Annotated in this window: 11 protein-coding genes and 1 other RNA gene; 10 read left to right on the plus strand and 2 right to left on the minus strand. The window is 48.0% G+C overall.

Annotation, left to right across the window (positions count from 1 at the left end; all coding sequences use genetic code 11):
- Position 1: 1 nt before the first annotated feature.
- Entirely contained in the window at positions 2 to 1,804 is a 1,803-nt protein-coding gene (locus DN062_RS10980; protein ID WP_162301290.1) for a penicillin-binding protein activator, read from the minus strand.
- A 34-nt stretch (positions 1,805 to 1,838) separates the two neighbouring features.
- On the opposite strand from DN062_RS10980, the gene rsmI reads away from it, so the two are divergent.
- Both rsmI and rnpB read left to right on the plus strand, forming a co-directional pair.
- Positions 1,839 to 2,675, plus strand: coding sequence for a 16S rRNA (cytidine(1402)-2'-O)-methyltransferase (gene rsmI / locus DN062_RS10985; RefSeq protein ID WP_112159438.1), 837 nt, complete (start codon positions 1,839 to 1,841; stop codon positions 2,673 to 2,675).
- Positions 2,676 to 2,712: 37 nt separating this feature from the next.
- Positions 2,713 to 3,067: RNase P RNA component class A (gene rnpB, locus DN062_RS10990), an RNA gene on the plus strand.
- A 21-nt stretch (positions 3,068 to 3,088) separates the two neighbouring features.
- Here the strand turns inward: rnpB and DN062_RS10995 are convergent.
- On the minus strand, positions 3,089 to 3,682 hold the full coding sequence (locus DN062_RS10995; RefSeq protein WP_112159373.1) for a helix-turn-helix domain-containing protein: 594 nt from the start codon (positions 3,680 to 3,682) through the stop codon (positions 3,089 to 3,091).
- Positions 3,683 to 4,033: 351 nt separating this feature from the next.
- Here DN062_RS10995 and DN062_RS11000 point away from each other — a divergent pair, with 351 nt between their 5' ends.
- The 8 genes from DN062_RS11000 to DN062_RS11035 are packed head-to-tail and all read left to right on the plus strand — an operon-like array spanning position 4,034 to position 13,220.
- A complete protein-coding gene (locus DN062_RS11000; RefSeq protein WP_112159374.1) occupies positions 4,034 to 5,275 on the plus strand; it encodes an FAD-dependent oxidoreductase in 1,242 nt (413 codons plus the stop codon).
- 10 nt (positions 5,276 to 5,285) lie between these two features.
- The gene (locus DN062_RS11005; RefSeq protein WP_112159375.1) at positions 5,286 to 5,552 is read left to right on the plus strand and encodes a sarcosine oxidase subunit delta; all 267 of its coding nucleotides are present in this window, start codon (positions 5,286 to 5,288) and stop codon (positions 5,550 to 5,552) included.
- Positions 5,536 to 8,448, plus strand: coding sequence for a 2Fe-2S iron-sulfur cluster-binding protein (locus DN062_RS11010; RefSeq protein WP_112159376.1), 2,913 nt, complete (start codon positions 5,536 to 5,538; stop codon positions 8,446 to 8,448). The genes DN062_RS11005 and DN062_RS11010 overlap by 17 nt, the downstream gene beginning before the upstream one ends.
- A complete protein-coding gene (locus DN062_RS11015) occupies positions 8,445 to 8,930 on the plus strand; it encodes a hypothetical protein (protein ID WP_112159377.1) in 486 nt (161 codons plus the stop codon). Before DN062_RS11010 ends, DN062_RS11015 begins: the two co-directional genes overlap by 4 nt.
- A complete protein-coding gene (glnT, locus tag DN062_RS11020) occupies positions 8,927 to 10,261 on the plus strand; it encodes a type III glutamate--ammonia ligase (protein ID WP_112159378.1) in 1,335 nt (444 codons plus the stop codon). Before DN062_RS11015 ends, glnT begins: the two co-directional genes overlap by 4 nt.
- A 22-nt stretch (positions 10,262 to 10,283) precedes the next feature.
- Positions 10,284 to 11,189 carry a class II glutamine amidotransferase gene (locus DN062_RS11025; protein ID WP_112159379.1) on the plus strand — a complete coding sequence of 302 codons (906 nt, stop codon included), beginning with the start codon at positions 10,284 to 10,286 and terminating at the stop codon, positions 11,187 to 11,189.
- 11 nt (positions 11,190 to 11,200) lie between these two features.
- Positions 11,201 to 11,884 carry a GltB/FmdC/FwdC-like GXGXG domain-containing protein gene (locus DN062_RS11030; RefSeq protein WP_112159380.1) on the plus strand — a complete coding sequence of 228 codons (684 nt, stop codon included), beginning with the start codon at positions 11,201 to 11,203 and terminating at the stop codon, positions 11,882 to 11,884.
- A 10-nt stretch (positions 11,885 to 11,894) separates the two neighbouring features.
- Positions 11,895 to 13,220 carry an FMN-binding glutamate synthase family protein gene (locus DN062_RS11035; RefSeq protein ID WP_112159381.1) on the plus strand — a complete coding sequence of 442 codons (1,326 nt, stop codon included), beginning with the start codon at positions 11,895 to 11,897 and terminating at the stop codon, positions 13,218 to 13,220.
- Positions 13,221 to 13,251: the final 31 nt, after the last annotated feature.

A 13,251-nucleotide genomic window follows, 5' to 3' on the forward strand; every position in this document is an offset into this window, starting at 1 on the left:
ACTATTCCTTTATGAGTTGAGGGATTCCATTCGTAAACGTAGCCCAAGAGAGTCTGCGTATGATGCGTTTATTGGGGCCGATACTTAAGCGTCCAGTTTCACCATCAACGTAACTTCCAGGCCGCATGCTAAGTTCGTTTAAGACAGAGTGCAAACGCCAAGCATCAGCGCCTAATGCATAAAACTTGCCTTCATTTGTATGTGTATTGTCACGTGAAGCGGCCAATGTATTGCGCAGCTCGGATGAATCAGAAAGGCGCCACGGAATATCAGTGAAGCTGATACGAGCCAGATCGGTATCTCGTACGTTATCAATCGAACCTTCGAACAGATGAGAGGTTGCCATAACCGGAATTTTAGCAACATAGTGGTAAGCCAGCATTGGGTTAATCAAGCGAGCATCACGAGCATCAACAGCCATAAAAATGACATCTGTTTCATGACTAACATTTACTCTCTGGCCACTTTGAGAACGACGCGGCATCGTTCGCGCCAACAGAGGATCATTGTTAAGCAGTCCTCTGATTTGTGCAGAGGTATCGCCTTGACCTTTGAATTCGAGTGTAGCAAGGGTTTGCCCGCCTTGTCTGAAAAATTCCTGCTCTATTGATTGACCCAAGCGTTGCGCCCAAGGAGTGTCACTTGTGATAATCATAGCCGTTTGATAACCCAGCTCAGCGGCGCGCCTTCCTAGTTCGCTGGCTTCATGTTCACTGGATAAATCCAGTTGAAAGGGTGGGTTCGAGCCTGTATTGGCCTGGTTAAGTGCCAGTACAGGCACAGGATGGTTGGGTAGCTCTGCTAAGCGATTGACATACTCACGCTCTAAGGGCCCAATAATAATTTCTAAGCCACGTTGTGTTGCAATTTCAAAGAGTTGTTCAGGATTCGTTATTTGCGTGCTGTCGAGCGTTTCAATATGCGTGTTTAACGCACCGTCCGTTAGCATCGCGGTTGTAAAGCCATCGGTAATATAGCGAGCGATCTCGGCTAATGGACCTGAGTAAGGAAGTAACAGACCAATACGACGACTACCCGGTGCTATAGACTCAAGAGCAGTGCCAGAGGAAAAAAGCGATTGTTGAGACGTTGGACTGGAAAGAGTTGCTGGATGTTGTGCCCATAAAGCCTCCCAGTCTTCTAGGGCATCTTCTTTTTCTTCAGCAGACAGCTCCGAGCGTTGAATCAATCCTAGCTCAAACCAGCCTTGTTCGAAATAGTTATTCTGCGGGCTTTTAACGGCTGCGTGTAAATCGGCAATAGACGTTTGCTCTAAGGATTTTTCAATCAACTCTCTGAGTGCGTTTTGTGTTTTTTGATCATCGGTCATTTGTGTACCTGTCACTAATTCACGAATGGCGCTGATCGGATCTGAAGTTTGCAGGTAGATAGAAGAACGGCTTTGACTGATTTCCAAGATGTCATCTGGCGCAAGTTCGGCAGGGAATCGTGCGTAAGACCAGTAATCAAGCGCCTGACGCGGATTATTATTGGATAATGCATGTTCAGCACGAATACTGGCAATGTTTAAACTTAAAAACGTCGGTAGAGTGCGTGTATCCAACTGATCTAGAATTTGATTGGCTTCATTTGTTTGGTTTCGGGAATATAAAACCCTTGCTGCTTCAATACGCAATTCGACAGAGCGTTCTCCACTGGCTTGATTGGCAGCGTTTAATAGACGCATGACAATATCATCCTTAGGAAGAGCGGGCTGCAAAGTGCCTGTTGACGGTGCACTGCAAGCCGATAGGAATAGAGCTAAAAATAGCAAAGTCAAAGACAAGGCTAATCTATTCGTCATATACTGTTTTTTCCTGCAAGTATTTGGAAACATCATGTCAGATCCGGTTTTATATGTCATAGCCACTCCCATTGGCAATCTTGGTGACCTGTCAGAGCGTGCAATACGTGTGCTGAGTCAGGTTGATTTGATCGCAGCTGAAGATACTCGGCACTCAGGTCGTTTAATGGCACACTTTAACATTAAAGTGCCCATGATTTCAGTCCATGACCACAATGAAAGTCAAAGAATTGAGCTGATTCTTAAGCATCTTGCGCAAGGGCATAGTATAGCCTTGGTTTCGGATGCGGGAACCCCTTTAATTTCAGATCCGGGTTATATTCTAGTAAGGAGTGTTCGCGAAGCCGGTTATCAGGTTTCGCCAGTGCCAGGTTGTTGTGCGTTTATTGCAGCATTAAGCGCATCGGGCTTGCCTTCAGATCGTTTTATGTTCTACGGATTTCTTCCAGCGAAGCGTGCTAGTCGCTTACGCACACTTAATCAATGGGCTGATGAAACCTCAACACTCATCTTTTATGAATCCACCCATCGCATACTCGACAGTCTAGAAGACATGATAGCGGTCTTTGGTGCTTCGCGTGAGGCCGTTGTTGCAAGAGAGCTGACCAAAACCTTTGAGACGATTAAACTTGACAGTTTGGCTTCTTTATTAACCTGGATGCAGCAAGACTCTAATCAACAAAAAGGTGAGTTTGTGGTGATCGTGCGTGGCGCTCCACCTCGGATAGATGAGGAGGAGTTAGATAAAAAAACGCTGGACATTTTGGCTTTGCTGGCGACTGAATTACCGCCTAAAAAGGCAGCGGCCTTGACATCAGCCATAAGCGGTGCCAATAAAAAACGTCTCTATCAGTACTTATTAGATAAGTAAGCTTGCACTTTGTTTAGATCCTGTTATCCTGCCCGCGGGAGTTTGCTGGACAGTCGCTGCTTTGCTTGCAAAGTGGAGGAAAGTCCGGGCTCTACAGGGCAGAGTGCCAGATAACGTCTGGGCGGCGCGAGTCGACGGAAAGTGCAACAGAAAGTATACCGCCTAAGGGCTCTTCGGAGTCACGGTAAGGTTGAAATGGTGCGGTAAGAGCGCACCGCGTGGGTGGCAACATTCCACGGCGATGGAAAACCCCACTCAGAGCAAGACCAAATAGGGATCCTTAAGGTGCGGCCCGTACTGGATCCGGGTAGGTCGCTAGAGGTGCATGGTGACATGCATTCGAGACGAATGACTGTTCACGACAGAACCCGGCTTATAGGCAAACTCCCAACTTTTTTACAGACCCATGGGCGTTAATGTTCGTCATCATAATGTATGACGGATAAAAGGCGAATAGGCACTTCGATAAGTTGCTCTGGCCCATGTGGTACTTCTGCATCAAATGAAAGGCTATCACCTGGCCCCATATCATATAAATGATTGCCGTGACGATAGAGAATTTTCCCTTCGAGCATATAAATAAATTCTTGTCCTGGATGCGAAAACGTTGGGAATACTTCTGCGGCATCATCCATTGAAATTAAAAAAGGCTCGTATGTTTTCTTCTTACCACGATGGTAACTTAGCAGTTGGTAAGTATGGCCTTTTTCCGTTCCACGTCTAACCACCTCCATGCCTTGTCCTGATTTTGTCAGTTGGGCCCCACCTTCAGGGCGATCATAATCGCTAAATAACTTCGAAATCGTTAAGCCAATCGCATCGCAAAGACGACTTAAAGTGTCCAAGCTTGTTGAAACCTGTGCATTTTCAATTTTGCTGACCATCCCCTGGCTAAGTCCTGCAATTCGAGCAACATCCATAATTTTCAGACCCTGTTCAACGCGTGTGCGTTTTACCTTCATCGCAATGTACTGCTCAAGTTGTAATTTTGGATCTTGTTGTGTCATGCCCTATGCCTCTTCTTGGTGCTGAAAGCGATCGCTTAGATCTAAATTGAGTCACGGCTCAGTGTCAATCTTGTGTCAACGATTCCCATTATAGCGCAACTATTAATTCCTATCAGGAATATTTATTTCATTATTTGTTTGGTTTTCAAATGGTTGAAAAAAATCTGTCTTAGGTCTTCTGATGCGTGTCAGTTTGGCAAGAATGTTGCTTTATCCAGAAGAAATTAAATTTCTTAAAGGTAAAAGTAGGTTTGCCATGAAGAAACAGCATTATTCACAGCTTTTAAAAAAGCGCTATGCGCCGCCGACTCGGGGTCAGCTGGTAATCAAGCGTTGCACGAGGAGAGCATTATGCCTTGGCAATTGTTGAAATATGGCTTCAAGCGGTCTCACGATGAGCCTCGCTTCTTTCCAGAAGCGCGGCCACTCAAAAAACAGTATGACGTCGTTATTATTGGTGGCGGTGGTCATGGGATGGCATGTGCTTATTACTTGGCAAAAGACCACGGTATTACCGATGTTGCTGTGTTGGAGCAGGGCTATATTGGTGGTGGCAATACTGGGCGTAACACGACGATTGTTCGTTCAAACTACCTGACCCCAGAGGGTGTTAAGTTCTATGACACAAGTGTCAAGCTCTTTGAGGATCTGGCCGACGACTTTGATTTGAACATCTTTTATTCGACGCGTGGGCATTTTACCTTGGCGCATACCGACAGTGCGCTCAGAACCATGCGCTGGCGTGCTGAGGTGAATAAGCACTTAGGCGTTGCCAGTGAAGTTGTTGATTTACAGACCCTTGCAGAAGAAGTGCCCTATATGGATCTCACCTGTGCGGGTCACAGTCCTGTCTTGGGCGCACTTTATCACGCGCCTGGTGCCGTTGCGCGTCATGATGCGGTTGCATGGGGCTATGCGCGTGGGGCCTATAATCGAGGCGTTGAACTGCATCAAAAAACACGGGTTTTAAATATCCGCACAGAGAAGGATGAGGTCTGTGGAGTTGAAACGGATCGAGGCTTTATCAGCTGCCGAAAAGTGATCTCAATGGTTGCAGGTTCCACCCCTCGGATTACTGAAATGGTCGGGCTTTCCACTCCGATTGAAATTTACCCCTTACAAGCCTGTGTCACTGAACCTGTAAAGCCATTCATGGACACGATTGTTGTGTCGGGCAGTTTGCATGTGTACGTCAGTCAGTCATCGCGCGGCGAGTTGGTGATGGGGGCGTCGGTCGATCCCTCCGTTTTACATTCAACACGCTCAAGCTTTGACTTCACGGAAGGGCTTGCCGACAAAATGCTGGATCTATTTCCTTTTGTCAGTCGACTAAATGTGATGCGCCAATGGGCAGGAATGAGTGATATCACCCCCGATTTTGCGCCCATTATGGGGACGACTCCGATTAAGGGCTTTTACCTGGATGCAGGGTGGGGGACCTGGGGATTTAAAGCCACGCCTGTGAGTGGGAAAACCATGGCCTGGACCTTAGCACAGGAGCGCAATCACGAATTAATAGAACCCTTTCGCCTCTCTCGTTTTGCTGACTTTGATTTAGTGGGCGAAAAGGGTGCGGCATCGGTTGGTCATTAGGGAGCACATCATGAAGCTTTTAGATTGTCCTGTGATTGGAAAAAGGCCCATCAGTGAGTTTGATTACATGGGCGAGATTCGTATTCCACCCGTTGATGCCGATGAGAAAACCTGGAGCGAGTATGTGTTTAATCGCAAAGGTGCGCCTTGCAGTCTGAGGGAGGCTTGGTATCACCGCCCAACGGGACGCTGGTATGTCGTTGTAAGAAATACAGTAACCGATGAAATAGAAGCGCATGTCGACATATCCGAGGTGCAATATGAATTACCGGCTTGAACCTCAACCCTATGAATGGATTTCTCGGGATAAAACGATCCGCTTCACGTTTGAAGGCCGAGAGTTTCAGGCGTTTGAAGGTGACTCTATTAGTTCAGGACTTTTGGCAAATGGTCAATTAATTCTGGGGCGCAGTTTTAAATACCATCGTCCTCGCGGGGCGTTGACGCTGGCTAATCATGATGCGAACGCACTTTTCCAAACGGAAGCAGAGCCGAATGTCCGTGGTGATGTGGTTGCGTTAGAGCCAAGCATGAAGCTAACGGCTTGTAATGTAAATGGCACTGTCGCTAAGGATAAAGATGCCAAGATAGAATACGTTGCTCGATTTCTTCCAGTCGGTTTTTATTACAAAACCTTCCATAAACCAAAAAAATTCTTTCCCTTTTGGGAAAAAATGATTCGTAGCAAGGCGGGTTTAGGGCACGTAAATACCCAATGGGATGCCCAGCGGCAATCTAAGTCGTATGCATTTTGTGATCTTCTAGTGATTGGTGCTGGGCTTTCGGGAATGCAATCGGCTTTGGCCGCAGCCGATGCTCAACTCAATGTTGTTTTGGTTGATGAGAACCCTTTCATTGGTGGTAGCCTCGATTATCAACTGGCACACGAACCCAGAGTTAAAGCGTTACGTGAGTCTCTGAAAGAGTCGGTATCCACGCACCCAAATATTCGCCTCTACACCTCAACGCTGGCTGTCGGTTGGTACACGGATCATTATCTGCCCCTGTTAACACCTCACGGCATGATTAAGCTGCGTAGCCGTGCTGTTATTCATGCCACCGGTGTCATGGAGCAGCCAGCCGTCTTTCGTAACAACGATCTGCCGGGTGTGATGATGGCCTCGGGAATTCAACGCTTGATCAGCCGTTACGCTGTTAAGCCTGGGCAAAACGCGCTTGTGCTGACCAGTAATGTCGAAGGGTATCGTGCGGCGCTGGATATGTTTGAAGCCGGGATAGCGGTTGTTGCTGTTGTCGACATGGAGTCCATCGCACAACGAGGTGAGTGGGCTGAGAGGGTGCTTGCAAAGGGCATTCGGGTTTTGGAAAAACACGGCATTTACGAAGCGATTGGCCGTCAGACCTTGCAACGTGCGATCGTTGCACCTTTGTCAGGGGAGTCGTGTGATCTATCTAAAAAAGAAATCTTTGACTGTGACTTGATCGCGATGAGTGTGGGATGGGTTCCTGCTGCTCAATTGATTTATCAAGCGGGAGGTAAGCTCAGTTACGATGACACTCTCCAGCAATTTGTACCTGAATTTTTACCCAAGGGTATTTTCGTATGTGGGCGTTTAAATGGCGCGTTTACAGTCGATCAGCGCATAGCGGATGCTAAGGCCGTTGCGCAGGAAGCCGTGGCATTTCTAAAGGGGCAGAAGGAGTCGCGTGACTTAACGCAGTATCGCGATACCACAGCCCACAGTCATCCATGGCCAATCATTGAACATCCCAAAGGCAAAAATTTCATCGATTTTGATGAAGATTTGCAGCTTAAGGATTTAAAAAACGCGATTCTGGAAGGGTTTGACAATATCGAATTGCTCAAGCGTTTCTCGACGGTTGGTATGGGGCCGAGTCAAGGCAAGCACTCGAACATGAATGCCATTCGAGTTCTGGCTCGCTCACAAGGGTTAGGCATTAACGCAACAGGGTCGACAACGGCTCGCCCATTTTTCCATCCGGTGCCTATCTCGGCACTTGCAGGGCGTCGCTTTCGCCCTGAACGACGCAGTCCACTTCATGCTTGGCATGAAGCGCATCAGGCGAAGTTCATGGAGGCAGGTGTTTGGCTCCGCCCCGAGTATTACGGTGCATCCTCGGCTCGACTGGACTGCATTCAAGAAGAGGTGGAAGCCGTTCGATCCCGTTTGGGAATCATCGATGTGTCAACGCTTGGCAAAATCGAAGTGATGGGGCCAGATGCTGCGCGCTTATTGGATTTAGCCTACACCATGAAAATGTCGACGCTAAAACAAGGCATGACACGCTATGCGCTGATGGTAGATGACAGTGGCGTCATTATCGATGATGGCATCGTTGGGCGGCTTGCGTCAGATCAGTTTTATGTGACGGCAACAACGAGCCACGCAGATGCAACCTACAAGATTTTGTCTAAGTATGTGCAGTTTTGTGGCTTAAATGTGCGATTAGTCAATCGAACGGGCAGTTTGGCGGCGATTAACTTAGCTGGGTCTGAAAGTCGAAAAGTACTTGCGCCCCTGACGTCTATTTCCTTGTCTGAATCTAATTTTCCATACCTTGGCATGCGAGAGGGGCTTTTGTGTGGCTATCCAGTGCGCCTCATCCGAGTGGGTTTTGTCGGTGAGTTAGGGTATGAAATACATCTGCCCCATAACGCGGCATTGGAGGTATGGCAACGGCTTATGGTCGCTGGGCAAGCGGTCGGAATCAAGCCCTTTGGCGTCGAAGCGCAACGCATACTTCGCCTAGAGAAGGGCCATATTATCATAGGGCAAGACACGGATGGTCTGACTCACCCATACGAAGTAGGTATGTCTTGGGCTGTTCCGCTTAACAGCAAAGCGTGGTTCACAGGAAAGCCCTCCTTGGCTCGCTTAAAGTCATCCTGCCAACGCCAGTTGGTGGGTTTCAAGTTGGCACAAGGTGCACCTAAAAATCTCGTTAAAGAATGCCATTTAGTAATTGATAACAACGAGATGGTGGGGCGCGTAACCAGCGTGGCCTATAGCCCGACACAGCAGTGTGTAATAGGTTTAGTGATGTTAGATCAACCCTATGCCGATACCTCCAACCCTATTCATATTCGCGTTGATGATGGCCGCTTAATCAGAGGGGAGCGTTGTTCATTGCCGTTTTATGACCCTGAAGGGATTCGGCAGACGTCGGCTGTAGAGGAGGTGTTGGTATGAAATCAGTACAACTCACACCCATCACAGATTGGCAGGCATGGATCTTGACGGGTCCTGATTCAACGTCTGCTTTCGCCGGGATAGAAATTCCCACAGAGGTTATGACGGCCGTATTCAGCGACGGAAATTTGATAGCAAAAACAGGGCGCGATGAGTTCTTGGCCTTTATTAAAGACACTGCAGCTCAACCTCAATCCAGTTGGTGCTTTCGTCGACATGATCGAATCCTGCATATCCAAGGGCATGCCTGGACAGAGCTGATGCTGTGCCTGTGTCAATTTGATTTCCATCAAATGCAGCCAGGTGAATGGCAAATGTTGGCTGTTGCAGGAATTAACTGCTGGCTTTGGAAAGATCCGCATCCTGATCAAGGCATTTTAATTGGATTTGATCCTGGGTATGCCGAGTATTTGGAACACATTTTTCACGACGTGATAAACGAAATAGAGCTGAGATCAGTCAATTTAGGAGGTGCATTATGATGCCCGCAGATGTTCAATCGTTCATCGATACTCATCAGATCAAGTATGTTTTGGCGCAGTTTGTCGACATTCATGGAGTCGCCAAAACCAAGTCTGTTCCCGTTCATACCCTGATGGATGTTGTCGAAAAGGGAGCAGGGTTTGCAGGGTTTGCTGTATGGGGAATGGGAATGCAACCACATGGACCTGACTTTATGGCTCGTGGTGACTTGTCGACCTTAAGTGCGGTGCCTTGGCAGCCCGGTTATGCCCGCTTGGCATGCGATGGCTATGTAAATAAAGCCCCCCATCCTTTTTGCAGCCGCGTGTTGCTAAAACAGCAGTTAAAGCGTTTAGAAAAGAAAAAATGGACATTAAACACAGGGTTAGAGCCTGAATTTTCGCTCTTTCGTAAAACGCAAGAAGGCAAGCTAATGCCTGTTGATGAAAGCGATGTGTTAGATAAACCCTGTTATGACTATAAAGGCTTATCGCGATCTCGGGAGTTCTTAGAGCAGTTGGTTGAGTCCTTGCAAGCCGTCGACTTTGATGTGTATCAAATCGATCATGAGGACGCCAATGGTCAGTTTGAAATCAACTATACTTATAGCGATGCATTAACCTCGGCGGATCGTTTTACCTTCGTTCGCATGGCGGCTGGCGAAATTGCCAATAAGCTGGGCATGGTTTGTTCATTTATGCCAAAGCCTGACGCCAGCCGAACGGGGAATGGCATGCATTTCCATCTGTCTATCTCTGATGAGCACGGGCGTAATTTGTTCAATGATGACTCGGATCCGCGAGGGATGGGGTTGTCTAAAATGGCCTATCACTTCATTGCTGGCTTACTGCACCACGCTCCGGCCCTCTGTGCCTTTGCGGCCCCTACAGTCAACTCATATAAGCGCTTAGTGGTCGGGCGTTCGTTATCGGGCTCGACATGGGCACCTGCATATATTTGTTACGGTGATAACAATCGCTCGGCAATGGTTCGAATCCCCTATGGGCGTCTAGAGTTTCGTTTGCCCGACTCCGGTTGTAATCCGTATTTGGTGCACGCTGCATTGATTGCGGCCGGTATGGATGGCATTGAGCGAGAGCTCGATCCTGGTGAGCCGCACAACATCAACTTATATGAACTTGATCGTCAGCAATGCAAAGAGAAGGGCATTGAGATTTTGCCACAAAACCTTGACGAAGCGATTAATGCACTTGAAGCCAACCGTATGTTCTCTGAAGCGCTAGGAGAGGCGTTTGTGAAGGAGTTTATCAATATCAAACGTATGGAATGGGTCGAATACAGTCGTCATGTTTCCGATTGGGAAATAAAACAATACGCAGAGTTTTTCTAGTTGGAAAGTAGGAGAGATTAGTATGTGTGGAATCGTCGGATTGTATTTAAAAAATCCTGCATTAGGTCCGAAGTTAGGCGCTTTATTTGAACCTATGCTGATTGCAATGACAGAAAGAGGCCCAGACAGTGCGGGGTTTGCCATCTATGGAGATGAAGTGCCTGAACATTGGATTAAGCTGACATTGAGGCATCCAGATCCTCATTTTGATTGGGAGGCCTTGGCAGAGCGGGCTAAAACGGAGCTGAGTGCGCAGTTGAGTTGGTTCCAAAATGCCAACGTGGCGGTTTTTAAGCTGGAAGCGGATGAAGTGTCGGCAAGAGATTGGTTCGCGGAGCATGCAAAGGATGTGTTGATTTTAAGTGTTGGCCGTTCTATCGAAATACTAAAGGAAGTTGGACTGCCAATTGAAATTTCAGAACGATTTTCCTTATCGGGAATGCAGGGAACCCACATTATTGGCCATACCCGTATGGCGACTGAATCAGCGGTAACGATGGCTGGAAGTCATCCTTTTTCAACAGGCATGGACTTGTGTCTTGTTCACAATGGCTCGCTTTCAAACCATAACCGCTTACGTGAAAACCTGAGGCGGGAAGGGATCAGCTTTGAAACAGAAAACGACTCTGAAGTGGCTGCTGGTTATCTGACCTGGCGTTTACGCGAGGGGGATAGCCTGAAGCAAGCGCTTGAAAGTGCGTTAACCGATCTTGACGGCTTTTTTACCTTCACCATTGGTACGCGCGATGGTTTTGCGGTGATTCGAGATCCCATCGCTTGTAAGCCTGCTGTATTGGCTGAAACAGACGACTATGTGGCGATGGCATCTGAGTATCAGGCCTTAACAAGCTTGCCTGGAATTGAAAATGCCAAAGTATGGGAGCCTGAGCCTGCAACTGTTTATGCCTGGGAAAGGGCGAGTGTTTGAGGAGCGATGAGATGAGAACAATCGATATCACCAGTCAAAGCGTTAGAGATTTAAATCAAGCCTTACATGATCAGGCACCCGAGTGCACTGAGCGCGAATGGAAAGTGCTTAACCCGGCCGGAAAACACAACATTGCCTGCGGTTTGGATCAAAATCTTTCAGTCGACATTATGGGGCACACTGGTTATTTCTGTGGGGGAATGAATAAAAAAGCCCATCTTGTCATTCACGGAAATGCGGGCCAAGGCGTGGGTGAAAACATGATGTCTGGCAGTATTCGTGTCAAAGGGGATGCATCGCAAGCCGCGGGCGCGACGGCGCATGGTGGCTTGCTGGTCATTGAGGGGAATGCGGGTGCGCGCTGCGGTATTTCAATGAAAGGTGTGGATATAGTTGTTAAGGGTAATGTCGGGCATATGAGTTGCTTTATGGGACAAGCGGGGCACTTGGTTGTTTGTGGTGATGCTGGGGATGCCTTGGGAGACTCGCTCTATGAGGTGCAAATCTTCGTGAAAGGAAATGTGAAGTCTCTTGGCGCGGACTGCATTGAAAAAGAGATGCGTGCCGAGCACCTTCAAACCTTGAAAGAGTTGTTTAATCGCTCAGGTATTGATGAAGAACCTGAAGCATTTAAGCGTTATGGATCTGCTCGTAATCTCTACAATTTTAAAGTGGATAATGCATCCGCCTACTGAGGAATTTAGTATGACTGATATCAACATTAAGCCCGGTATGCGCGAGTCCGCAACCTTTGATCGTAATACGATTGCTGAAATTCAACGTGCCGCAGAAACAGGAATTTATGATATTCGTGGATTTGGTGCGAAACGAAAAGTACCGCATTTCGATGACTTGTTGTTTCTAGGTGCCAGTATGTCGCGCTACCCACTTGAGGGCTACCGTGAGAAGTGCAATACCTCTGTCACCTTAGGCACACGTTTTGCCAAAAAGCCGATTGTGATTGAAACGCCAGTCACCATTGCAGGCATGAGTTTTGGTGCCTTATCGGCTAATGCTAAAGAAGCCTTAGGACGAGGAGCTTCTGCCGTTGGGACGTCAACGACGACGGGGGATGGAGGCATGACTCCAGAAGAGAGGGGGCAATCTAGTAAGCTCGTCTATCAATACTTGCCGTCACGCTACGGTATGAATCCAGATGACCTTCGTAAGGCTGACGCCATTGAAGTCGTTCTAGGACAAGGAGCGAAACCCGGTGGAGGTGGCATGCTCCTAGGACAAAAAATTACGGATCGTGTCGCAATGATGCGGACTTTACCTAAGGGGGTCGATCAGCGCTCTGCATGCCGACACCCAGACTGGACTGGGCCTGATGACTTGGCCATCAAGATTCAGGAGCTTAGAGAAATCACCGATTGGCTGGTGCCAATTTACATTAAGGTGGGTGCCACGCGAACCTATTACGATGTGAAGCTGGCCGTCAAGGCAGGAGCGGATGTCATCGTGGTAGACGGTATGCAAGGAGGAACAGCTGCAACACAGGATGTGTTTATTGAGCATGTTGGCATTCCGACTCTGGCCGCCATTCCTCAAGCTGTCCAAGCTCTGCAAGAAATGGGTATGCATCGAAAGGTGCAGTTAATCGTATCGGGCGGGATTCGCAACGGTGCGGATGTCGCCAAATGCATGGCGTTGGGGGCTGATGCGGTTGCAATCGGCACTGCAGCCCTTATTGCCTTGGGATGTAATCACCCTAAATGGCAATCAGAGTATGAAAAAATCGGGTCAGCCGCTGGTTTTTATGATGATTATCATGAAGGAAAAGACCCAGCAGGTATTTCCACACAAGACCCCGACTTAATGCAGCGACTAGACCCAATTGAGGGTGGACGCCGAATTGCAAATTACTTGAGGGTTTTGACCTTAGAAGCGCAAACGCTTGCTCGAGCCTGTGGCAAAAATGATCTCCGTCATCTTGAACCAGAAGACTTAGTTGCGCTGACCGTTGAGGCTGCAGCCATGGCTCGTGTGCCATTGGCCGGAACCCAATGGATACCCGGTCAATCCTTTTAAATGAAATGTCCTCTGTCAGAGAGCCTATTTG

It is taken from the genome of Nitrincola tibetensis (assembly GCF_003284585.1).
Lineage (GTDB): Bacteria > Pseudomonadota > Gammaproteobacteria > Pseudomonadales > Balneatricaceae > Nitrincola > Nitrincola tibetensis.

Bases quoted from the DNA above. Each gene is read 5' to 3' on its own strand.
- DN062_RS10980 (WP_162301290.1), bottom strand. From the start codon at position 1,804: ATGACGAATAGATTAGCCTTGTCTTTGACTTTGCTATTTTTAGCTCTA.
- rsmI (WP_112159438.1), top strand. From the start codon at position 1,839: ATGTCAGATCCGGTTTTATATGTCATAGCCACTCCCATTGGCAATCTT.
- DN062_RS10995 (WP_112159373.1), bottom strand. From the start codon at position 3,682: ATGACACAACAAGATCCAAAATTACAACTTGAGCAGTACATTGCGATG.
- DN062_RS11000 (WP_112159374.1), top strand. From the start codon at position 4,034: ATGCCTTGGCAATTGTTGAAATATGGCTTCAAGCGGTCTCACGATGAG.
- DN062_RS11005 (WP_112159375.1), top strand. From the start codon at position 5,286: ATGAAGCTTTTAGATTGTCCTGTGATTGGAAAAAGGCCCATCAGTGAG.
- DN062_RS11010 (WP_112159376.1), top strand. From the start codon at position 5,536: ATGAATTACCGGCTTGAACCTCAACCCTATGAATGGATTTCTCGGGAT.
- DN062_RS11015 (WP_112159377.1), top strand. From the start codon at position 8,445: ATGAAATCAGTACAACTCACACCCATCACAGATTGGCAGGCATGGATC.
- glnT (WP_112159378.1), top strand. From the start codon at position 8,927: ATGATGCCCGCAGATGTTCAATCGTTCATCGATACTCATCAGATCAAG.
- DN062_RS11025 (WP_112159379.1), top strand. From the start codon at position 10,284: ATGTGTGGAATCGTCGGATTGTATTTAAAAAATCCTGCATTAGGTCCG.
- DN062_RS11030 (WP_112159380.1), top strand. From the start codon at position 11,201: ATGAGAACAATCGATATCACCAGTCAAAGCGTTAGAGATTTAAATCAA.
- DN062_RS11035 (WP_112159381.1), top strand. From the start codon at position 11,895: ATGACTGATATCAACATTAAGCCCGGTATGCGCGAGTCCGCAACCTTT.